The organism is Pseudomonas sp. MN1F (assembly GCF_009391885.1).
Classification (GTDB): domain Bacteria; phylum Pseudomonadota; class Gammaproteobacteria; order Pseudomonadales; family Pseudomonadaceae; genus Aquipseudomonas.
Genome location: NZ_VZII01000008.1, coordinates 228,620 through 249,789, shown reverse-complemented (window position 1 = coordinate 249,789; position 21,170 = coordinate 228,620). Strand labels below are relative to the sequence as shown.

At 65.7% G+C, this 21,170-nt stretch carries 16 protein-coding genes; 9 read left to right on the top strand and 7 right to left on the bottom strand.

Features of this window, described 5'->3' with window-relative positions; genetic code table 11:
• Positions 1–43 precede the first annotated feature (43 nt).
• The 5 genes from alkB to F6X59_RS05720 all read right to left on the bottom strand — a co-directional run bounded on the left by alkB (position 44) and on the right by F6X59_RS05720 (position 6,369).
• Positions 44–688 carry a DNA oxidative demethylase AlkB gene (gene alkB, locus F6X59_RS05740; RefSeq protein WP_152955243.1) on the bottom strand — a complete coding sequence of 215 codons (645 nt, stop codon included), beginning with the start codon at positions 686–688 and terminating at the stop codon, positions 44–46.
• Positions 689–825: 137 nt separating this feature from the next.
• On the bottom strand, positions 826–2,271 hold the full coding sequence (locus tag F6X59_RS05735; protein ID WP_152955242.1) for a curlin: 1,446 nt from the start codon (positions 2,269–2,271) through the stop codon (positions 826–828).
• Positions 2,272–2,287: 16 nt separating this feature from the next.
• Positions 2,288–2,758, bottom strand: coding sequence for a curlin (locus F6X59_RS05730; RefSeq protein WP_152955240.1), 471 nt, complete (start codon positions 2,756–2,758; stop codon positions 2,288–2,290).
• Between the two features lie 15 nt (positions 2,759–2,773).
• Positions 2,774–5,008 (bottom strand): Ig-like domain-containing protein, encoded by a 2,235-nt coding sequence (locus tag F6X59_RS05725; RefSeq protein WP_152955238.1) that lies wholly within the window; start codon positions 5,006–5,008, stop codon positions 2,774–2,776.
• Positions 5,009–5,040: 32 nt separating this feature from the next.
• Positions 5,041–6,369, bottom strand: coding sequence for a hypothetical protein (locus F6X59_RS05720; protein WP_152955235.1), 1,329 nt, complete (start codon positions 6,367–6,369; stop codon positions 5,041–5,043).
• 340 nt (positions 6,370–6,709) lie between these two features.
• Between F6X59_RS05720 and F6X59_RS05715 the strand changes: the two genes are divergently transcribed.
• The 4 genes from F6X59_RS05715 to F6X59_RS05700 are packed head-to-tail and all read left to right on the top strand — an operon-like array spanning position 6,710 to position 12,304.
• Entirely contained in the window at positions 6,710–8,623 is a 1,914-nt protein-coding gene (locus F6X59_RS05715; RefSeq protein WP_152955233.1) for a sigma-54-dependent Fis family transcriptional regulator, read from the top strand.
• A gap of 1 nt (position 8,624) precedes the next feature.
• Positions 8,625–10,358, top strand: coding sequence for an ABC transporter ATP-binding protein (locus tag F6X59_RS05710; RefSeq protein ID WP_152955231.1), 1,734 nt, complete (start codon positions 8,625–8,627; stop codon positions 10,356–10,358).
• Positions 10,348–11,019, top strand: coding sequence for a peptidase S8 and S53 subtilisin kexin sedolisin (locus F6X59_RS05705; RefSeq protein WP_152955228.1), 672 nt, complete (start codon positions 10,348–10,350; stop codon positions 11,017–11,019). Before F6X59_RS05710 ends, F6X59_RS05705 begins: the two co-directional genes overlap by 11 nt.
• A complete protein-coding gene (locus F6X59_RS05700) occupies positions 11,012–12,304 on the top strand; it encodes an NAD(P)/FAD-dependent oxidoreductase (RefSeq protein ID WP_152955226.1) in 1,293 nt (430 codons plus the stop codon). Before F6X59_RS05705 ends, F6X59_RS05700 begins: the two co-directional genes overlap by 8 nt.
• Positions 12,305–12,379: 75 nt before the next feature.
• On the opposite strand, the gene F6X59_RS05695 is transcribed toward F6X59_RS05700, so the two are convergent.
• Positions 12,380–13,873, bottom strand: coding sequence for an aldehyde dehydrogenase (locus F6X59_RS05695; RefSeq protein ID WP_152955224.1), 1,494 nt, complete (start codon positions 13,871–13,873; stop codon positions 12,380–12,382).
• A gap of 391 nt (positions 13,874–14,264) precedes the next feature.
• Here F6X59_RS05695 and peaA point away from each other — a divergent pair, with 391 nt between their 5' ends.
• The 5 genes from peaA to F6X59_RS05670 all read left to right on the top strand — a co-directional run bounded on the left by peaA (position 14,265) and on the right by F6X59_RS05670 (position 20,539).
• Complete coding sequence (gene peaA / locus F6X59_RS05690; protein WP_152955222.1) at positions 14,265–15,830, top strand: quinohemoprotein amine dehydrogenase subunit alpha; 1,566 nt, start codon at positions 14,265–14,267, stop codon at positions 15,828–15,830.
• Between the two features lie 49 nt (positions 15,831–15,879).
• The gene (gene peaB, locus F6X59_RS05685) at positions 15,880–17,310 is read left to right on the top strand and encodes a quinohemoprotein amine dehydrogenase maturation protein (protein WP_152955220.1); all 1,431 of its coding nucleotides are present in this window, start codon (positions 15,880–15,882) and stop codon (positions 17,308–17,310) included.
• A 1-nt stretch (position 17,311) separates the two neighbouring features.
• Positions 17,312–17,635: a quinohemoprotein amine dehydrogenase subunit gamma gene (gene qhpC / locus F6X59_RS05680; protein WP_027916687.1), complete on the top strand. Its 324-nt coding sequence runs from the start codon at positions 17,312–17,314 to the stop codon at positions 17,633–17,635.
• Between the two features lie 32 nt (positions 17,636–17,667).
• A complete protein-coding gene (gene peaD, locus F6X59_RS05675; protein ID WP_152955217.1) occupies positions 17,668–18,789 on the top strand; it encodes a quinohemoprotein amine dehydrogenase subunit beta in 1,122 nt (373 codons plus the stop codon).
• Positions 18,790–18,865: 76 nt separating this feature from the next.
• Positions 18,866–20,539, top strand: a complete 1,674-nt coding sequence (locus tag F6X59_RS05670) for a fatty acid CoA ligase family protein (RefSeq protein WP_152955215.1) — start codon at positions 18,866–18,868, stop codon at positions 20,537–20,539.
• A 23-nt stretch (positions 20,540–20,562) separates the two neighbouring features.
• On the opposite strand, the gene mobA is transcribed toward F6X59_RS05670, so the two are convergent.
• Positions 20,563–21,138 carry a molybdenum cofactor guanylyltransferase MobA gene (gene mobA, locus F6X59_RS05665; RefSeq protein WP_152955213.1) on the bottom strand — a complete coding sequence of 192 codons (576 nt, stop codon included), beginning with the start codon at positions 21,136–21,138 and terminating at the stop codon, positions 20,563–20,565.
• Between the last annotated feature and the right edge of the window lie 32 nt (positions 21,139–21,170).

Genomic DNA, 21,170 nt, shown 5'->3' with positions numbered 1-21,170 from the left:
CGCGGCGGTTCGACGCCTCGAAGAGGCCGGTCCTGCTTACCGGTCACCCCGCCTTGCGCAAGGTCAGATTGATTCGCCGCTCGCCCATCCGCGAATGCACCCCCGGCTTTATCGGCAACACCCCATGAAAGCGCAGCCGATCTTCGCCTCCCCACACCAGCACATCACCATGGCTCAGCGGTATCCGCTGAGTCCGGTCCGAACGCTGCAACCCACCAAACAGGAACACCGCCGGCAACCCCAGTGAAATCGACACGATCGGCTGGCCGAAGTCTTGCTCGTCGCGGTCCTGGTGCAAACTCAGGCGGGTGCCGGGCAGGTAATGGTTGACCAGGCAGGCATCCGGCACGAAACCCTCGAACCCCGCCGCCGCCGCTGCGCGGCCTGCCAGTTCGAGCAGGACCTGGGGCAGGGCAGGCCAGGGTTGCCCGCTGACCGGGTCGGTGGCGCTGTAGCGATAGCCCTTGGCATCACTGACCCAACCCAGCGCCCCGCAATTGGTCAACGCCACCGCCATGTTCAGGCCGCCCGGTGTCTGCATGTGCCGAAACGGCGCGGCGCGCAGCACCGGGCGCAGGGCGTCGAGCAGCGGCTCAATGACGGCCAGGGCGAAGCCGGGCAGCAGCACGGTGTGGCTGGCCAGACGTTGTGGTTGGTGGCCGAACAGGTCGAGGTCGGACTGGATCATCGGGGCGGTGGCGTGGGTGAGTACAAGGCATTGTAAGCCCAACGCGGCCCAAGTCATCACTGATGTGCAAAGCAGGGAGATAAAAAGGAACCGCGACGCCAGGGAGAGGAGACGCCGCGGTTCAAGGGGGGAGCAGGTCAGTGTTGGGTAGCGGTGGCCGTGTTGCCGTTGCCCATCTGGCTGATGGTGGCGCTCTGGTAAGCGCCACTCTGGTTGACGATGGCCGCGTTGTTATTGCCGCCCTGGGTCACGTAGGCGACGTTGGCGCTGTCAGCCTGCTTGATGGTTGCACTGTTGCCACTGCCGTACAGCTGAGTGGTGTAGCTCTGGTTGGCGTAGCCAGACTGGTCCAGGTTGATGCTGTTGCCACTGCCGGTAGACGAGCCGAAGGCGTAGTTGTCGGTGCCGCGCTGGTCGGCAATGAGGCTGTTGTCGCTCCCGTTCTGATCGAAGTACAGCTCGTTGTAGCTGTCGGCCTGTTTGGTCTGCATGGTGTTGCCGGTGCCTTTCTGGCTCAGCGTGGCCAGGTGGGCCTCGCCGTTCTGGGTCAGGTTGGCGCTGTTGTTGGTGCCGTTCTGGTTGATGTTGGCAGTCTGGTTCTTGCCGAACTGGCCACCCATCTTGTCGCCTTTCCAGTTGCTGGCCAGGACCTTGTTGCCGGTGCCCTTGCTGTTGACGGTCAGGCTCTGGTTGTCCCCGGTCTGGTAGGTGAAGCTGCTGTTGCTGTTGCCGCCTTGGGAGATGGTGGTGTTCGAGTTGTTGGTCTCGAACTGATCCGACCAGCTGGCGTTGGACTGGCCCTGTTGATACAGGTTGGCGACGTTGTCCTTGCCGAAGCTCTGGTCGATGTAGCCTTCGTTGGTCTGGCCGGTCTGGTTGACGGTGGCGCGGCTGCCGGTCTGGGTGTCCTGCCAGACTTCCACCGAGTGGCCGGTGCCGTACTGGTCGATGGCGATCGTGCCGCCGTTGCCGTCGCGCTGGTCACCGTAGGCGAAGTTCTGCTTGCCTTGCTGGTAGATCTGCACATAGCCGTCGTTATGCAGGATGTGCTCCGAGGCCGCGTAGTTGTCCTGGCCATCCTGGGTGATGTTGGCGCGGTTGTTGCTGCCACCGAACAGCTGCTCGACGAAGGCTTCGTTGCGCTGGCCGCTCTGGGTGGTGGTGGCCTGGCTGTTGGTCTGGGTGTCCTGCCACACGGTCGAGCGGTTTTCGCTGCCTTGCTGGTTTTGCAGCGACTGGTTGTTCTCGCCCACCGACTGGCTGGCGAAGGCATCGTTGTAGGAGCCGGAGGCCTGCTGGGTGATCTGGCTGCCATTTTCGAACAGCTGCTCGCCGTAGCCGGCGTTGTACGAACCACTGGCGCTCTGGGTGATGGTGCTGGTGCTGCTTTCCTGCACCGCCAGATGGTTGTGGCCCTTGCCGGTCTGGTTCTGGGTGGCTGCGGCGAACGGCGCAACCGTTTGCTGCACCTCGGCGATGTTCTGGTTACCGGTCTGCGACTGGTTCGAGGTGCTGTCGTCAGCCATGACCTGGCCGGCCAGGGCCAGGACGATAGCGGCGCTTAGGGGAGCGAGCTTGAACATGGTGGTGCCTCCAGGTCTATCGGTATTGGGTGATCTGAACACGCTGGCCATTGCCGGCTTGGGTCACTGAGCTGCTCAGGCCTGTGCCGGCCTGCTCGATACTGGCGCTGTTGTTGTTGCCGAGCTGCTCGATGCTGGCGCTGTTGCTGGTGCCGCTCTGGCGGATCGCAGCGCTGTTGCCATATCCCTGTTGGCTGATGCTGGCCATCAGGTCACTGCCTTCCTGCAGGATGTACGCCTCCTGCGCGCCACCGGCCTGGACGATGCGGCCCAGCAGGGCCTGGCCGTTCTGGTCGAGGGCGGCGCGGTTGCCGTTGCCTTGCTGCTCGATCACCGCCGCCTGACCGGCACCGACCGGCAGCAGGCGGATGATCACCGGTTCACCGAGGTCGTTGCCGGGCGCCAGGTCGGCGTTGTCCATCAGGTCATCGGCCCCGGCCTGGCCCGCCAGGGCCAGGCTCAGCAGCAGTGGATACAGGCACTTCATGGCGGTCTCCTGGCCTTACTGCACGGTTACGGCGACGGTACGGGTACTGCCTTGGCTGCTCGTCACGGTGGCGGTCGGTGCGGCCGTCGGGACGATCGTGGTGCTATTGCTTACCGTCAGGCGCCAGCGGCCGGTCACTGGTACCGCGACGCTGCCGAGGGTCTGCACGCCGGTAGTGGTGGTCACCCGGACGGTAACGGTATTGCCTGTGGTCACTGACGACGTCCCGCTGACATCCCAGTTGTAACGGTTGTTCGAGCGGGCCAGGACGGTGGCTGCGGTGACCGTGAAGGTCTCGCCGGCGGCAGGCCGTGGCTGCACGTTGACCGTGACGGTGGCCGGGGCGGAGACCGCGCCCAGGGCATCACGCGCCTGGTAGGTGAAGGTGGTGGTGAACGCCGTCGGGACGCTGGCCGGTGGGGTGTAGTTGACCGTGGTGCCGTCAGTGCTCACCGTGCCGCGACCGACTGCCGGCTGGGAGAGGTTGACGACGGTCAGCGGCACGTTGCCTTCCGGGTCGGTGTCGTTGGTCAACACGTTGATGGTCAGCGGCGCGGCCAGGGTGGTCACGGTTTCCGGGTTGGCGGTCGGTGCCTGGTTGGGCGCGACGTTGACGGTCACGGTGGCCGGTTCCGACTTCAGGCCCTTGGCGTCCATTGCGCGGTAGGTGAAGGTGGCCACCACCGGCTGCGTGGCACCGGGCGGTGGGGTATAGGTCACCGCAGTGCTGCCGTTGAGCGCCACGCCACCCAGGCCGGTACCCGGTTGAGTGAGGTCAGTGATGCTCAGTGGCACGTTGCCGTCCGGGTCGCTGTCGTTGAGCAGCAGGTTCATCGTCAGCGGCACGCCGACGCTGGTGCTGCCGACATCGGCCTGGGCCAGCGGTGGCTGGTTGGCAGCCGACACCGGTGCGCTGCCGACGACGATCACCGGCTCCACATCCACGCCACCATGGCTCGACTTGATTGTGACGGTGGCCGGCGGCTGGGTTACGTCATTGACGGTGAGTGTTTGCAGGGTGCCGGACTTGGACAGGCGGCCGTAGCCTTGGGCGACCATGTCCGGGATCACCACTTCGTCGCTGGAGCGCGCTTCGATGGTCAGCCGCTTGTTGGCCCACTCGTAACGTGCGGTGCTGACTTTGACCACATCGGAAAGCTTGCTCGAAATGGCGGTCGGCTGGGTGTTGATGTCGCTGCTGCTGGCCGTCACCACCACCACCGGCGGCGGCGCCAGCTGGCTCAGTTGCTGGCTGAAGAACAGCCCGTTGTTGTCCGAAGTCATGCTGAACTGGCAAGGCGATGGCGGTGTGCCGACCAGCGCCAGGCCGTTACGGAAGCAGACGCTGGCGTTGCTTGGCGCCTTGGCGAATACCTCCACCCGGGTGCCACTGCCATTGCGCGAGTAGGTCGCCCGTTCCAGTGATGCCGGTAGCTGCGGACGTTGATCGAGCACCTTGCCAGAGACGGTGAACAGGCTGGTTTCGATGCGCCCGGGCGGGCCGTCGATGCGGATGAAGTTGGTGTTGAACGGGCTGCCCTTGATCGCTTCCGGGCGGTTGGGGTCGCCGATGAAAGTGTCGGTGGTGCCGGTCTCCGGGTTGACTGCGGTATAGGGTGCGCCGAAGCCCTGGATGAACGGGCCGATTGCACCATTGAGCGCACCGGTGAAGTTGCCCGGGGCGCCGATGCCGATGTCACGGGTGATGTTGATCGCCCGGCGGCCGGGTGTGGTGACGTTGACCGTCTCCACGCCGTAGGGGTGGGTGATGGTGTAGGTACCGGCAGTGGGCACCGAGACGCGCAGACGGATGCGGGCAAAGCTCTGCTGGTCGCCGTCGACCGGGTTGCCACCCGCGAATGCCGCTTCTATGCCCGCCACATAGGCGTCGAGCTCATAGCCGCTGTTGCCAACGGCAGGAATACTGGTTTCCGCCAGGAACCAGAACATCTCTGAAGGCCAGTTGTCAGGGAACACCAAGGGCAGCGTGTCGTCGAAGACGCCCGGCTCTGGCAGCAGGGTACACATGTAGGCCGGTGCACCGGGGGCGCCAGCGACCAGGGTGCTGACGGCGTGCGAGCGGCACAGTTCCAGTGACAGGCCGTTGGTGTCCTTGTACCACAACGGGAAACCACCGGTGGCGAAGGTGTAGGGGCCCGGGTCGACATCGGACAGGGCAGCCCAGGCCGCACTGCTGAGGGTGAGGGAGAAACCGGCGGCCAACAGCGCACGGCGTTGCCAAGTGTTCATGCTACCTCCTTGAAGGCGGAGCCTTTGTCTGTTCATGGCACCAGCACCACGTCTTCGATGTCGCTGCCGCCGTTGGCACTGGAGACCTGCACCTTGGCCGGCGGAACGGGTGACAAGTTGGCGGTCAGGCTTTTCTGCGCGCCGTCGCCTGTGAAGTTGCCAATGAAGGTGCCGTTGCCGGTGCGGGCAGTCATTGCCGGCGGGCTGGTTTCGTCACTGCTGGTGGCGATCAAGGTCAGGGTGGCGTTGGCCAGGCTGTATTCGGCTTTGGTGATGGTGACCAGGTCGGTAAGCGGCATGTCGGCGGTGGTCACGCTGCTGGTGGGGATGGCCACGCTGTTGTCGGCGCTGACCAGCATGCTGGTTGGCAGTGCCGGGTTCAGCGCCGACTGGGCATACCAGGTACCCGTGCCATTGGCTTCGGTCAGTGGCAGGTTAGGGGTCTGGCTGGTCAGGGTGGCGCTGCCGGGCGGTGGCGGGGCCAGCACGAACACGTCCTGTTGGGCGCGCAGGTCGCCGTTCTCGGTGTGCCGCGAGTAGGTACTGCGCAATGGGATCAACGGGGTGGGCCGTACGACTTCGGAAAGCTTGCCGGAAACGGCGAACAGGTCGGTCCGCAGGTCGATGCCGTTAGGGCCTTCGATGCGCACGAAGTTGGTGTTGAACGGGCTGCCGGTGACGCGCTCGTTGAGGTTGGGGTCGCCGATGAATTTCTCGCTGCCTTCGGTGTAGGGGCCGTTGACGCTACGCAGGAACGGCCCGATATCGCCCTTCAAGGCACCGGTATAGGTGCCAGCGGAGCCGATGCCGATGTCGCGGGTCATGTTGATCGCCCGGCGCCCGGCGGCGGGTACATCGAACACTTCGACGCCGTAGGGGTGGGTGACCACGTAGGTGCCGGCCACGGGAACGTCGACCCGGATCCGCACACGGGCGAAGCTGATCTGGTCGTTTTCTGCCGGGTCGCCGCCACCGAACGCTGCTTCGAGTGCGCTCACGTAGATCAGGTTGACCCCCCGGGCGGCGTCGTTGATGGCAGCGTCGGCGGTGAACCAGAAGGATTCATCCGGCCAGTTGGTCGGGAAGACCAACGGCTTGGTGTCATCGAAGATGCCGGGGGCAGGCAACAGGGTGCACATGTACGACGGTGCGCCGGGGGCGCCGGCGACGCGTGAACTCACGGCCTTGGACAGGCACAGGTCGAGGGTTCGGCCATGGGTGTCCTGGTACCAGACGGCGTAGTGGCCATTGGCGGGGGTATAGGGCCCAGTGTCGACGGCATACAGCGCTGCCTGCGCCGGGAGCTGGAACAGGCCGGCGACGATCGCCACTGCCAGCGTGTTGGGTATCGGTCGGAGCATGAGTCGGTTCCTCCTGCTAACGGGCCCATGGACTTGGGGCGTCTGGGAGGACTAGGGCAACTGCCGTGCCAATTTTTTCACATTGGGCTGCAGGCCTTGCGCGGCCTGGGTTGCAGTGGTGATGGGGGATGGTTTCGGCAGGTTTTTTGGTGGGCGGTGTTCCCCAGTATTGGGGTTAGCAGGGGGTTGGGCGTGCATGCCTTGGCAGGTGTGGCGCTCGATCTCACTGGCGCCACCCCCCTCAAGCCATGCACCTCGACGCCCAGCCAAATCTCCCGCACACTGCGGAAAAAATACCAAGCCCGTAGCCCTGTCCTGAGGGCCACAGCTGGAGCAAACCATGGCGCGACAATTTCCCATAACAAACGCCCAAGACCCGCTGCACGAATCCCGCCAGGCGCGCATGCGCCTGGCCAGCGAAGGCGAGCTGCCGCTGGGCATGCTGCGCGATGAAATCGACGCCTCCTGGCGCCGCAGCCTTGGCCATGGCTTGAGTTGCCTGCAAGGCGAGCAGGTCGGCCTGGGCCTGGAGCAGGGCCATGACCTGCGCACGCTGCTGGAACGCAACCGGCTGCTGCTGGACGCGGTCACCCCCGAGCTGGATTACCTGGTATCGCGCCAGGGCAATGCCGGCATCATCATCCTCGGCGATGCCCAGGCCAACGTGCTGGCCATTGAAGGGCAGAAGCACGTGCTGCAACGCGAAGGCCTGCGCGACCTGCACCCCGGCAGTTGCTGGAGCGAATCGCTGCGCGGCACCAATGCCATCGGCACCGCCGTGGTCGAAGGCCGGCCGACGCTGATCAACTGCGGCGAGCATTACCTGGACCGGCTCAGCCCGTTCTCCTGCACCTCGGTTCCGCTGCGCGATCCGCGCGGCGAAGTGATCGGTGTGCTCGACATTACCCGGGAAGGGGTCATGGCCCAGCCGCAGGACAGCCTGAGCATGCTGATGCTGGCGGCGGGCAACATCGAGAGCCGGATGTTCGGCCTGTGCCATCCCGAGCAACTGGTGCTGGCCTTCCACAGCCGCCCGCAATACCTCAACAGCGCCTGGCACGGCCTGCTGGCGCTGAGCCTGGACGGCGAGGTGCTGGCCGCCAACGACAACGCCTGCCAATTGCTCCAGATGCCGCGTCAGAGTTTGATCGGGCGCCGCAGTAGCGACCTGCTGGGCGAGCGCTCACCGGCCTTCATCGCACGCCTGTGGCAGGGTGGCGTGAGCAACGTACAGACGGCCAAGGGCGAATTTTTCTTCCGCGCGCTGCAGCTGCCGCGGCACAGCCCGCTCAATGGCAGCGCGGCGCATGCCAAGCCGACGGTGGCCAACAAAACCCCTGCGCTGGATGCTCTGGCTGGCGGTGATGCGCGGCTGGCACGCAACCTGCGCATGGCCCGCCAGGGCCTGGGCAATGGCCTGCCAGTGTTGCTGCTGGGCGAGACCGGTACCGGCAAGGAAGTGGTCGCCCGTGCCCTGCACCAGGCCAGCCCGCGTGCCGACAAACCGTTCGTTGCGGTCAACTGCGCGGCGATTCCCGAAGGGCTGATAGAGTCCGAACTGTTCGGCTACCGCGAGGGCGCCTTCACCGGCTCGCGTCGGGGCGGCATGGTCGGGCGGCTGATGCAGGCCCATGGCGGCACGCTGTTCCTCGACGAGATCGGTGACATGCCGCTGGCCCTGCAGGCGCGGCTGTTGCGCGTGCTGCAGGAGCGCCGGGTGGCGCCGCTGGGCGCGGGCGACGAGCAGGACATTGACGTGGCGTTGATCTGCGCCACTCACCGCGACCTCAAGCGCCTGGTACAGGAGCAGCACTTTCGCGAAGACCTGTACTACCGGGTCAACGGCGTGTCCCTGCGCCTGCCGGCCCTGCGCGAGCGCGATGACCTGGCGAACATCATCGAGGGCTTGCTGGACAAGTCCGGCGCCAAGGGCGTGAGCCTCGACCCGGCCCTGGCGGCGCTGCTCGAAGGCTTCGACTGGCCGGGTAACATCCGCCAGCTGGAAATGGTCGTGCGCACCGCCCTGGCCATGCGCGAGGAGGGCGAGCGGCTGCTGACCCTCGAGCACCTGACCGATTGCCTGCTGGAAGAACTGGCCAGCGGCACGGCGCCCTCCGGCAGCCTCAAGGACAACGAACTGGAATTGATCCGTGGCGCCCTCGCACGCCACCAGGGCAATGTCTCGGCCGCCGCCGAAGCGCTGGGCATCAGCCGGGCAACGCTGTACCGCAAGCTCAAGCAGTTGCGCGGCTGACATGGGCAACCTGTTCGCCAGGCTGGTGGAGACCAGCAACCCGCAACTCATGCGCCAGGCCCTGGCCTGGCTGTATGGTTTCGTTCGCCCCCATCGACGGGCTATCGGCGTGCTGCTGGGCTTGTCCTTCGGCGCTTCGCTGCTGGCCCTGGTGCAACCCTGGCTGGTCAAGACGCTGATCGACGAAGGCCTGCTGGCCAAGGATTACCAGACCCTCTGGCATATGGCGGCGATCATGATTGGCGCGGGCTTGCTGGGCACCGTGCTGGCGGGGGTCAACCGCTACCTGCACACGCGTTTGTCGGGGCGCATTCTGTTTGCCCTGCGTGATGACCTGTACCGCCATTTGCAGCAGCTGTCGCCGACCTTCTACGGGCGTCGGCGTACCGGTGACATCCTCTCGCGGCTCGACGGCGATGTCGCCGAGATCCAGCGTTTTGCCGTGGATTCGCTGTTCTCGGCGGTATCAGCGGTGATCGGCCTGGTGGGCGCGGTGGCGCTGATGCTGATGCTGTCCTGGCAACTGTCGCTGCTGCTGGCACTGCTGATCCCGATCGAAGTGCTGTGGCTGCGCTGGATGCGGCGCAAGGTCGAGCGCGAGGTGCGCAACCTGCGTGAGCGCTCGGCGGATGTGTCGTCGTTCCTGGTCGAGACCCTGCCGGCGATGAAGTTCATCCAGGCGTCCGGCCAGCAGAACCGCGAGGCCGGGCGCCTGGACCAGCTGGGCCAGGGCTACATGCGCCAGTTGCTCAAGGTGCAGGTCACCGAGTTCTTCACCCAGGCGATCCCTGGCACCCTGACCTCCTGGTGCCGCGCCTGCGCGTTCCTGGTCGGTGGCTGGTGGGTGATCCAGGGCACCTGGCAGCTCGGCGCGCTGATCGCGTTTTCCACCTACATGGGCATGGCGGTGGGGCCGGTGCAGAGCTTGTTGGGCCTGTACGTGGCGGTGCAGCGCATGGCAGTGAGCCTGGGCCGGGTGATGGAGCTGAAGCAGGAAGCTGTGGCCGTGCGCGAGGCCGACTCGCCCAGGCCCATGCCGCAAGGGCCGGGCGAGCTGCGCCTGGAAGGCGTGTGCTTTGCCCATGACGGGCGCCAGGGCGCGGTGCTGGCAAAGGTCGATGCCTGTATTGCCGGTGGCCTGAAAGTCGCCATCAGTGGTGCCTCCGGCGTTGGCAAGTCGACCCTGATCGACCTATTGCAGCGCTTCTATGACCCGGACGCCGGGCGCATCCTGCTCGATGGCGCCGACCTGCGCGAACTTGACCTGGCCGCCGTGCGCCAGCGCATCGCCGTGGTCAGCCAGGACATCGTGCTGTTCCGTGGCACCCTGGCGCAGAACCTTGCCTATGGCGCGCCGCAGGCCAGCCGTGGGGAGCTGGAACGGGTGGTGCAACTGGCCCACCTCGACAGCCTGGTCGAGAGCCTGCCGCTGGGCCTGGACGGGCTGCTCGGCGAGCGCGGCCAACAGCTTTCCGGTGGCCAGAAGCAACGTATCGCCATCGCCCGGGCGGTGCTGCAGGCGCCTTCGATCCTGGTGCTCGACGAGGCCACTTCGGCGGTGGATGAGGCGACCGAGCGTGAAGTGATTGCCGCCATCGACGAACTGTTCGCCGGGCGTACGCGCATCCTCATCAGCCACCGCGCATCGACGCTGGCCGATGCCGACCTGCACCTGCACCTGCAAGGTGGGCAACTGCGCCTATTGCCCCAGGAGGCGGTCAAGCATGGCCGCTGAGTTCAGGGTCGGCGTGATCGACAGTGGTTGTGCGCCAGCGCAGGCATTGGTCTGTGCCCGGCGCTTCTGGCTGGAAGAGGGCGTGCTGTGCGAGGGTGAGTTGCAACCTGACCGGCTCGGCCATGGCAGCGCCGTGCTGGCCAGCCTGCAAGCCGAGGCCGGCGAGTTGCCGCTGTTGCTGGCCCAGGTATTTACCGAACACGGCAGCACCAGCGCTTTGCAGGTTGCCGCCGGGTTGTTCTGGCTGGCGGAGCAGGGCGTGGCGCTGATCAATCTCAGCCTTGGCTTGCAGCAGGACCGGGCGGTGTTGCGCCAGGCCTGTGCTGAAGTGCAGCAGGCCGGCGTGCTGCTGTGCGCGTCCAGCCCGGCGCAAGGCAGTGCGGTGTACCCGGCGGCGTACCCGGGGGTGATCCGCATCACCGGCGATGCCCGCTGCGCGCCGGGGCAGTGGTCGTGGCTTGGCAGCGCACAGGCTGATTTCGGTGGCCATGTGGGTGAGCGCGGGCGGGCCGGTGCGAGCCTTGGCTGTGCGGCGGTGAGCGGGCGGATTGCAACACTGTTGCAGCAGCAGCCCGGCCTGGACCGCCAGCAGGTCTATGCCTGGCTGCAGGCCCATGCCAGCTTCAGCGGCCCGGAGCGACGAGGTGCAGCGGATGCCTGAGCCACACATTCTGGTGCTGGGCGCAGGCCCGGCCGGCGCCGCTACAGCGCTTGGCTTGCGCCGGCTGGGCTACCCGGTAACGGTGGTCTCCGACTGGCGGCGTTTTGCCGCCGTGGAAGGGGTTTCGCAACGGGTTCTGGAAGGGCTGCGCCATGCTGGCCTGGGCGGCGCCTTGGCCGAGGCCGCGGTACCGGCGACACGCCAGGTGCGCTGGAATGGCCAGCATCTGCAACTCAATCAGGAGTTTCTGCTCGATCGCCAGCGCTTCGACCGCGCCTTGCGCGATGACCTGCTGCGGGCGGGAGTATCGCAGCTGGAAGGGCGCATTCGCGAAGTCGCGCGCGGCGAGGGCTACCAGGTCCGGCTGGATGACGGGCAAGTGCTGCTGGGCGACTTTCTGGTTGAAGCGCGTGGCCGTCAGGCGCCGTTGGCGGCCGACCGCCTGCGCGGCCCGGAAACGGTCAGCCTGCTCAACCTCTGGCAGTCGGAACCTGGCGCGCCGGCGTCGGCGGTGGAAAGCCTGGACGATGGCTGGGCGTGGATGGCCCGGTTGGCCGATGGGCGTTGCTACTGGCAGGTGACCCTTGATGCCGAGGGGATGCCGGGCAAGGCGGCGTTGCCTGAATACTGCGCCGCACGACGAAGGGCTTCGACACTGGTGGCCGAGGTGTTCGATGCGCGAGCGCTGCAACCTGCGCAGGTGCACGCCCGCAGCAGCACACCGATCCTGGCGGGCGACTGCGTGGGCGATGACTGGTTGCGGGTGGGCGATGCGGCGATGGCGGTTGACCCATTGTCGGGGAACGGGATTTTCCAGTCGCTGTCATCGGCGTTGCAGGCGCCGGTGGTGATCAACACCTTGCTGCGCCGGCCCGAGCGTGCCGCCCTGGCGAAGCAGTTTCATCAGCAACGGATCGAACAGCTGTTTCTGCGTTTTGCCCGCATCGGGCGGGATTTCTATGGGCAGGAGCTTGAACGCGCCGGGCAGCCATTCTGGGAACGCCGTCGGGGCTGGCCGGATGCTCAGCCGTTGCATCTGGCGGCGGACTGGGGCGCTGTGCGGGTGGCACGGCGGCCGGTGTTGCGTGAGGGTTTGGTGGACCAGGCCGAGGTGGTGGTGACGGCGGATCAGCCGCTGGGGGTGTGGCATTTGCAGGGCATCGAGCTGGCGCCGCTAGTGAGCCAGTTACTGGCTGGCCAACCCCTGGATGAAGTTTTGAGCACTTGGCCGGTGGAGCAGCAGAGGATGTTGCGACGTTGGCTGGTAGATCAGGGTTACCGCTGAAAACCTGGGGCCGCTTTGCGGCCCATCGCCGGCAAGCGCGGCTCCCACAGGGTGGACCGCGCCCGCTGCTGTAAGTCAGAGCTTGATCAGCACCGACTTGAGCTCGGTGTAGTGTTCGATGGCCGCCGCGCCCATCTCACGGCCGACGCCGGACATCTTGTAGCCCCCAAACGGCAGCGCCGGGTCCAGCGCGCTGTGGCAGTTGACCCATACCGACCCCGACTTGATCCGCGGAATCATCCGGTGCACCGCCGCCAGGTCGTTCGACCAGATGCTCGCGCCCAGGCCGTAAGGGTTGTCGTTGGCCATGCCGATCACTTCGTCGATGTCGTCGAATGGCATCGCCACCAGCACCGGCCCGAAAATCTCCTCTTGCACCAGGCGATGGCGCTGGTCGACGTCGACGATCACCGTCGGCTTGACGAAGTAGCCCGGGCCGAAGCCTTCACCGCCGCAGGCGATGGTCGCGCCCAGTTCGCGGCCCAGTTCGATGTAGCCGGTCACCCGGTCCTGCTGCTTGGCCGAGATCAGCGGGCCCATCTGTACCGCCGGGTCCAGGCCGCTGCCCAGTTTCATGCCGTTGGCGATGCCGGCGATGTCGGCCACCACATTGTCGAAGTGCTTGCGGTGCACGTACAGGCGCGAGCCGGCGCAGCACACCTGGCCCTGGTTGAAGAAGATCGCCGTGGCGGCGCCGGCGGCGGCTTCCTGCAGGTTGGCGTCGGGCATGACGATGGTCGGCGACTTGCCGCCCAGCTCCAGGGTAACGCGGGTCATGTTGTCCATGGCCGCCTTGCCGATCAGCTTGCCCACTTCGGTGGAGCCGGTGAAGGTCAGCTTGTCCACGCCTGGGTGGCGGCTCAGCGCGGCGCCGGCGTTCAGGCCGGTGCCGGTGATGACGTTGAACACCCCGGCCGGGTAGCCTGCCTCATCCACCAGCTCGGCCAGCTTGAGCGCGGTCAGCGGGGTTTCGTCGGCCGGCTTGAGCACCACGGTGCAGCCGCTGGCCAGGGCCGGGCCGAGCTTCCAGCAGGCCAGCAGCAGCGGGAAGTTCCAGGCGACGATAGCGCCGACCACGCCGACCGCCTCACGGCGCACAAAGCCATGGAACTGCTCGTTGGGCATCAACGGCATGGACGCTTCGACGGTGCTACCCTCGATCTTGGTCGCCCAGCCGGCCATGTAGCGCAGGAAGTCGATGGCCAACTGCACGTCCATGACCTTGGCCACGGCGGCGCTCTTGCCGTTGTTCAGGCATTCCAGCTCGGCCAGCTGCTGTGCGTCACGCTCCATCAGGTCGGCCAGGCGCCACAGCAGGTTCTGCCGCTCGCGTGGGCGCACACGGCTCCACGGCGAGTCGTCGAAGGCCTGGCGCGCGGCGCGCACGGCGCGGTCGACGTCTTCCTGCTCGGCGGCGGGCACTGCACCGAGGATGTCACCGGTGGCCGGGTTGCGGAACGACAGGGTGCGACCACTGGCGGCGTCCTGCCAGTCGGCACCGATGCGCATCTTCAACTTGCGTTCGAGGAAGGCGCGGGTGGCGGGCAGGATGGGCAGTTCGGAAAGCATGGGGCTGTGCCTCTTGTCATGGGTGTGGCAGGCACTGGCGCAAGGCGCGTGCCAAACCGCTGCAATGGGCGCAAGGTGCTGAACTGTCTGGGTTTTGCTTTTGTGCACGGTCAACCGTACAGGCATGCGCTGTTGCACATTGAGACGCTGTGAGACGGTGGTGAAACAGTGGCTGTGCAGTCCCTGTCTCAGGATGAAACACCCTGTCGCGAAATGGCACGCTGCAACGCCCCAGGCAACCGCCCAACACCCTCGACTGAAACTGCTAAAGACCTGAAATACAACGTTTTTACCCCACTTGGCACAGTTTCTGTATCGCAACTGTCACAAGCACACCTGCTGTACCAAAGCGTGTGAAAACGATAAGAACAACAACCGTGGAGGTCTGACCTTGAAGACGACTCGACTCCGGCGGCATGCGGGCAAACTGGCGCTGGTCGCCGCCGCACTGCTGGGCACCCAGGCCATCGCGGCCGAACAGGGCCCGAGCCTGTTGCAGAACAAGTGCATGGGGTGCCATATCCCCGAGGGCAACGATACCTACAGCCGCATCAGCCACCAGCGCAAGACGCCCGAAGGCTGGCTGATGAGCATCGCCCGCATGCAGGTCATGCATGGCCTGCAGATCAGCGACGATGACCGCCGCACCCTGGTCAAGTACCTGGCCGACAAGCAAGGCTTGGCGCCGAGCGAGACCGAGGGCGTGCGCTATGCCATGGAGCGCCGGCTCAACACCGTCGAACACTTCGATACCCAGCTCAGCGAAACCTGTGGCCGCTGCCACTCCGGTGCCCGTGTCGCCCTGCAGCGGCGCCCGGCGCAGGAATGGGAACACCTGATCAACTTCCACCTCGGCCAATGGCCGTCCCTCGAATACCAGGCCCAGGCGCGTGACCGCGACTGGCTGGGAATCGCCCTCAAGCAAGTGGTACCGGACCTCGCCAAGCGCTTCCCACTGGAGAGCCCGGCCTGGACCGAATGGCAGAAGGCCAAGCCGACCGCCGACGCGCTGCCGGGGCAGTGGGCGTTCAGCGGCCACATGCTGGCCAAGGGCGATGTGCGTGGGGTGATGACGGTGGTTGCCGACCAGGGCGACACCTTCAAGGTCGAGGTCAAAGGTAGCTACGCCGATGGCACGCCGTTCAATGGCAGTGGCACGGCGATGCTCTACAACGGCTATGAATGGCGCGGCAACGTCAAGGTCGGCGACAGCAACCTGCGCCAGGTGTTCGCTGCGCTTGACGGCGAGATGAAAGGCCGCATGTTCGAGGCCGATCACGATGAGCGCGGCCTGGACTTCACGGCGGCAAAAGAAGGCAAGGCCCGCCTGCTGGCGGTGCAGCCGGCGTTCATCAAGGCCGGCGCCGAGAGCGAGATCACCCTGGTCGGCACCGGCCTGGCCGGCAAGCCCGACCTGGGTGCTGGCGTGGAAGTGACCGAGGTGCTGGAGCAGACCCCGACCCTGGTGCGTGTGAAGGCCCGCGCTGCGGCCGATGCCAAGCCTGGCCAGCGCGACGTCGCGGTGGGTGAGCTCAAGGGCGTCAACCTGGCGGTCTACGACAAGGTCGAGGAAGTGAAGGTGGTGCCGGCGTTCTCCATCGCCCGTATCGGCGAGAACGGTGCTTCGGTGCCCAAGGTCCAGGGCCGTTTCGAAGCTGAAGCCTGGGGCAAGGACGCCAGCGGCCAGCCGCTGCGCATTGGCTACCTGCCGGCCAACTGGAAGGTCGAGCCGTTCAACGAGCGTGCGGTCGAGGACGAAGACCTCAAGTTCGCCGGGCAGATGCAGGCCGACGGTGTGTTCGTGCCAGGTGGTGCCGGGCCGAACCCGGCGCGCAAGATGATGACCAACAACGCCGGCAACCTGAAGGTCATCGCCACCTTGGCAGACGGCGGCCAGAGCGGTGAAGGCCACATGATCGTCACCGTCCAGCGTTGGAACAACCCGCCACTGCCGTAAGGGCAGGGCGTAACGGGTTTTCCAACGAAACGATTATCGGGAGGTCGCCATGGGCGTACTACTGAACCTGGTCGAGCGCAACCTGCACGAAGTGCAGGTCGATGCCGACCGCATGCTGTTCCATATCCCTAGCAGTTCGCTGTTCACCGCAGACGCGGTGACCGGCGGCATCATCGACACCCTGCGCCAGCAAGGCTGCTCGGCCGAGGAGCTGCTGCAACGCCTGGGCCAGCAGTTTGCCGGCGACGATATCCAGGACACCCTGCGCGAGCTGATGGCGCTGGAACTGGTCAGCGACGGCTCGCCGCTGACCCCGGAAATCGCCCTCAAGCAGGTCGAGCGCACGGCGCTGAACACCGTGGTGCTCAACGTCAACACCGGTTGCAACCTGAGCTGTACCTACTGCTACAAGGAAGACCTGGACAAACCGTCCGCCGGCAAGAAGATGAGCACCGCCACCGCCGAAGCCTCGGTAGAGATGCTGCTCAAGGAATCACCCAACGAGCAACGCTACAGCGTGGTGTTCTTTGGCGGCGAGCCGCTGTCCAACCGGCCGCTGATCGAGCACATGGTCGCCTACTGCGAGCGGCGCTTCGGCGAAGCCGGCAAGCAGGTGGAGTTCATCATGACCACCAACGCGACCCTGCTCACCGAAGAAATCATCGACTGGCTCAACGCTCACCGCTTCGGCCTGTCGATCAGCATCGACGGCCCGAAGACCGTGCATGACCGCAACCGCATCACCGTGGGCGGGCAGGGCACCTATGACGTGGTGCGGCGCAAGGCCGACCTGCTGCTGTCGCGCTACACCAGCCGCCCGGTGGGCGCGCGGGTCACCCTGACCCGTGGCATCACCGACGTCGAGACCATCTGGAACCACCTGTTCAACGAAATGGGCTTTGCCGAAGTCGGCTTTGCCCCGGTCACCTCCGGCGACATGGCCGACTTCAACCTCACCGGCGCAGAGCTGGTGCAGGTGTTCGCCAACATGAAGGCGCTGGGCCGCAAGTACCTGGAGGCGGCGCTGGAGCACCGCAACATCGGCTTCTCCAACCTGCACCAGCTGATCACCGACATCCACGAAGGCCACAAGAAGGCCCTGCCGTGCGGTGCCGGGCTGAAGATGCTGGCCGTGGACCACGAGGGCGAGCTGAACCTGTGCCACCGCTTCACCGGCTCCAGCCTGCCGACCTTCGGCAACGTGCACCAGGGCGTGAAGCAGGCGCAGCTCAACGACTTCCTGTCGCAGCGCCTGGACCGCAGCAACACCGGCTGTGACAGCTGCCGCATCCGCAACCTGTGCTCCGGCGGCTGCTACCACGAGAGCTACGCCCGCTACGGCGACCCGCAGCACCCGACCTACCACTACTGCGAGTTGATGCGCGACTGGGTCGACTTCGGCATCGAAGTCTACAGCCGCATCATGGCCGCCAACCCGGCCTTCATCGACCGCTACATCACCCCGCGGAAGGCGCACTGACATGAAGCACTTGAAGCCCCTGAACAACAAGGCGCGCATCCTCGAGCAGGCCGCCGCCGAAGACCGCGTCGAAGAAGTCATGGCCATGAGCGCGGTGGCCGGCTGCACCGCCACCACCGACCCGGGTTGGGAAGTGGACGCCTTTGGCGGCGTCAGCTCGCTGTGCCAGCCGATGGAGGCCGACCTGTACGGTTGCTCCGACCCTTGCTGGTGGCCGGCCCAGGTGCCGGACATGATGAGTACCTACCAGGACTGGAACGCCCAGGCGAACAACTCCCAGGAAGACTGGCGCAACCTCGGCACCGTGTTCCCTAAAGACAAGTGACCGGCCCAACAAGAATGACAAGGGGAAACCGCATGAAAGCTGGACGCTGCGCGCAACTCGCGTTGACCATCGCCGCCACGGCCTGCGCCTGGGCGGTACAGGCCGACAATGCCGGGCCGGCCCTCAAGGCTGGCCAGGAATACCTGATCACCACCAACTACCCGAACAACCTGCACGTCATCGACGTGGCCAGCGACACGCTGTACAAGAGCTGCCAGATGCCCGACAAGTTCGGCCCCGGCACCGCGATGATGGCGCCGGACAACCGCACCGCGTATGTGCTCAACAACCACTATGCCGACATTTATGGCATCGACCTGGACACCTGCAAGACCACTTTCCACGCCAACCTGTCCAGCGTGCCGGGTGAAGTCGGCAAGTCGATGTATTCGTTCGCCCTGAGCCCGGATGGCAAAGAGGTGTACGCCACGGTCAATCCGACCCAGCGCCTGAACGACCACTACGTGGTCAAGCCGCCGCGCCTGGAGGTGTACAACACCGCCGACGGCCTGCAGGCCAAGCCGGTGCGTACCTTCCCGATGCCGCGCCAGGTCTACCTGATGCGCGCCGCCGACGATGGCAGCCTGTTCATCGCCGGGCCGGACATCTACAAGATGGACGTGAAAACCGGCAAGTACAGCGTGGCCTTGCCACTGCGCAACTGGCACCGCAAAGGCTACAGCGCCCCGGATGTGCTGTACTTCTGGCCGCACCAGAGCCCGCGCCACGAGTTTTCGATGCTCTACACCATCGCCAGGTTCAAGGACGCCAAGCAGGACCCGAACGAGGCGCAGCCGTTGTATGGCTACCTGAGCATCGACCTCAAGACTGGCAAGGCCCACACCCAGGAGTTCGCCGACCTGACCGAGCTCTACTTCACCGGCCTGCGCTCGCCGAAGGATCCGAACCAGATCTACGGCGTGCTCAACCGGTTGGCCAAGTACGACATCAAGCAACGCAAGCTGATCAAGGCGGCTAACCTGGAGCACACCTATTACTGCGTGACCTTCGACAAGAAGGGCGACAAGCTGTACCTGGGTGGCACCTTCAATGACCTGGCGGTGTTCGACCCCGAAACACTGGAGAAGGTGAAGAACATCAAGCTGCCGGGCGGTGACATGTCCACCACCACGCCGCAGGTGTTCATCCGTTAAAGCGGTGTGAGCTTCTTCGCGGGCATGCCCGCGAAGAAGCCGGTTCTATCAACACAAGAACAACAAGAGAGCGCCCATGCCCCAGCCAAGCTATTCCCAGGGCAATCAGGACAAACCCCTGCTTACCCAGTGCATCGGCGACGCCTTCGACAGCACCGTCGCCCGTTTCCCCGAGCGCGATGCGCTGGTGGTCCGCCACCAGGCCCTGCGCTACACCTGGCAGCAGCTGGCCGACGCCGTCGACCGGCACGCCCGTGCACTCATGGCCCTGGGCGTGCAACCCGGCGACCGCTTGGGGGTCTGGGCACCCAACTGCGCCGAGTGGTGCATCACCCAGTTCGCCAGCGCCAAGGTCGGCGCGATCCTGGTCAACATCAACCCGGCCTACCGTTCCAGTGAGCTGGACTACGCCCTCGGCCAGTCCGGCTGCCGCTGGGTGATCTGCGCCGACGCTTTCAAGACCTCCGACTACCACGCCATGCTGCTCGGCCTGATCCCCGGCTTGGCGGCCGGCCAGCCCGGTGCGCTGGTCTGCGAGCGTTTCCCGGAGTTATGCGGGGTGGTCAGCCTGGCCGTTGTTCCACCGCCTGGCTTCCTTGCCTGGCACGACCTGCAGGCCCGCGCCGAAGCGGTCAGCCGTGAAGCCTTGGCCGAGCGCCAGGCGCAATTGCGCTGCGACGACCCGATCAACATCCAGTACACCTCCGGCACCACCGGCTTCCCCAAGGGCGCCACGCTCAGCCACAGCAACATCCTCAACAACGGCTACCTGGTCGGCGAAAGCCTGGGCCTGACCGAGCACGATCGCCTGGTCGTCCCGGTGCCGCTGTACCACTGCTTCGGCATGGTCATGGCCAACCTCGGCTGCATGACCCACGGCAGCACGCTGATCTACCCCAACGATGCCTTCGAGCCGTTGGCCACCCTGCGCGCCGTGGCCGAGGAAAAGGCCACCGCGCTGTATGGCGTGCCGACCATGTTCATCGCCGAACTGGACCACCCGCAGCGTGGCGAATTCGACCTGTCGAGCCTGCGCACCGGAATCATGGCCGGCGCCACCTGCCCGATCGAGGTGATGCGCCGGGTGATCGGCGAAATGCACATGGCCGAGGTGCAGATTGCCTACGGCATGACCGAGACCAGCCCGGTGTCGCTGCAGACCGGGCCCGACGATGACCTGGAGCGCCGCGTGACCAGCGTCGGCCGCACCCAACCGCGGCTGGAGAGCAAAGTGGTCGATGCCGACGGCAACACCGTACCGCGTGGCGAGATTGGCGAGCTGTGCACGCGCGGCTACAGCGTGATGCTGGGTTACTGGAACAACCCCAAGGCCACCGCCGAAAGCATCGATGAAGAGGGCTGGATGCACACCGGCGACCTGGCGGTGATGGACGAGCAGGGCTATGTGCGCATTGTCGGGCGCAGCAAGGACATGATCATTCGCGGCGGCGAGAACATCTACCCGCGGGAGCTGGAAGAGTTCTTCTTCACCCACCCGGCGGTGGCCGATGTGCAGGTGATCGGCGTGCCGTGCAGCAAGTATGGCGAGGAGATCGTCGCCTGGGTGCGCCTGCATCCGGGGCATGCCGCCAGCGCGGATGAACTGCGCGAGTGGGCCAAGGCGCGGATTGCGCATTTCAAGGTGCCCAGGTACTTCCGCTTCGTCGACGAGTTCCCGATGACGGTGACCGGCAAGGTGCAGAAGTTTCGGATGCGCGAGATCAGTATCGAGGAGCTGACGGCCAGCTGACTGCCTTGACGGCGCTTGTGGGCTCAGCCTTGTAGCCACTCCGGGCTATTGAAATTGCTCAGCCTGCGATCATCCACGGCACACTCAAATCCTTGCACCGTCTCGCGCAGCAAGGCCTTCTGCAAACTCCGCTCACCCGTTGCCCAGGCCTGCTCCAGCACCGGCAGCACCCGGCGCGGCAGCACACTGAACATCGGCTGCCAATACCCCCCCTGACGCACCATCGCAGCACTGTCAGCGGTCACCGCCAGCTGCCGAAGGGCGTCGATCAACGCCTGGTCAACCAACGGCGCATCGCAGGCCAGCAGCACCACCCACTCATGCCTGGCCGCCTGCAGCCCGGCAATTACCCCGGCCAGCGGCCCAGGGAAGTCCGCCTCGGCGTCGCCCACCAGGTGGTCGGCATAAGCCGCATACGCTTGCTGGTTGCGGTTACAGGAAATCACCAGATCATCGCTGAGCGGCCGCACGGTACGCTGGATATGCGCAACCAACGGCTCGCCGCGCCATTCCAGCAGGCCTTTGTCGCGGCCACCCATGCGCTGGCCGCGGCCACCGGCGAGGATCAGGACAGAGCAGGGGGGCAAGGCATCAGGCATGAAAAAGGGTTCCGGGCAGTCAATGCCCGGAA

Coding starts and splice junctions, on each gene's coding strand:
- alkB (WP_152955243.1), bottom strand. CDS start 688: ATGATCCAGTCCGACCTCGACCTGTTCGGCCACCAACCACAACGTCTG.
- F6X59_RS05735 (WP_152955242.1), bottom strand. CDS start 2,271: ATGTTCAAGCTCGCTCCCCTAAGCGCCGCTATCGTCCTGGCCCTGGCC.
- F6X59_RS05730 (WP_152955240.1), bottom strand. CDS start 2,758: ATGAAGTGCCTGTATCCACTGCTGCTGAGCCTGGCCCTGGCGGGCCAG.
- F6X59_RS05725 (WP_152955238.1), bottom strand. CDS start 5,008: ATGAACACTTGGCAACGCCGTGCGCTGTTGGCCGCCGGTTTCTCCCTC.
- F6X59_RS05720 (WP_152955235.1), bottom strand. CDS start 6,369: ATGCTCCGACCGATACCCAACACGCTGGCAGTGGCGATCGTCGCCGGC.
- F6X59_RS05715 (WP_152955233.1), top strand. CDS start 6,710: ATGGCGCGACAATTTCCCATAACAAACGCCCAAGACCCGCTGCACGAA.
- F6X59_RS05710 (WP_152955231.1), top strand. CDS start 8,625: ATGGGCAACCTGTTCGCCAGGCTGGTGGAGACCAGCAACCCGCAACTC.
- F6X59_RS05705 (WP_152955228.1), top strand. CDS start 10,348: ATGGCCGCTGAGTTCAGGGTCGGCGTGATCGACAGTGGTTGTGCGCCA.
- F6X59_RS05700 (WP_152955226.1), top strand. CDS start 11,012: ATGCCTGAGCCACACATTCTGGTGCTGGGCGCAGGCCCGGCCGGCGCC.
- F6X59_RS05695 (WP_152955224.1), bottom strand. CDS start 13,873: ATGCTTTCCGAACTGCCCATCCTGCCCGCCACCCGCGCCTTCCTCGAA.
- peaB (WP_152955220.1), top strand. CDS start 15,880: ATGGGCGTACTACTGAACCTGGTCGAGCGCAACCTGCACGAAGTGCAG.
- qhpC (WP_027916687.1), top strand. CDS start 17,312: ATGAAGCACTTGAAGCCCCTGAACAACAAGGCGCGCATCCTCGAGCAG.
- peaD (WP_152955217.1), top strand. CDS start 17,668: ATGAAAGCTGGACGCTGCGCGCAACTCGCGTTGACCATCGCCGCCACG.
- F6X59_RS05670 (WP_152955215.1), top strand. CDS start 18,866: ATGCCCCAGCCAAGCTATTCCCAGGGCAATCAGGACAAACCCCTGCTT.
- mobA (WP_152955213.1), bottom strand. CDS start 21,138: ATGCCTGATGCCTTGCCCCCCTGCTCTGTCCTGATCCTCGCCGGTGGC.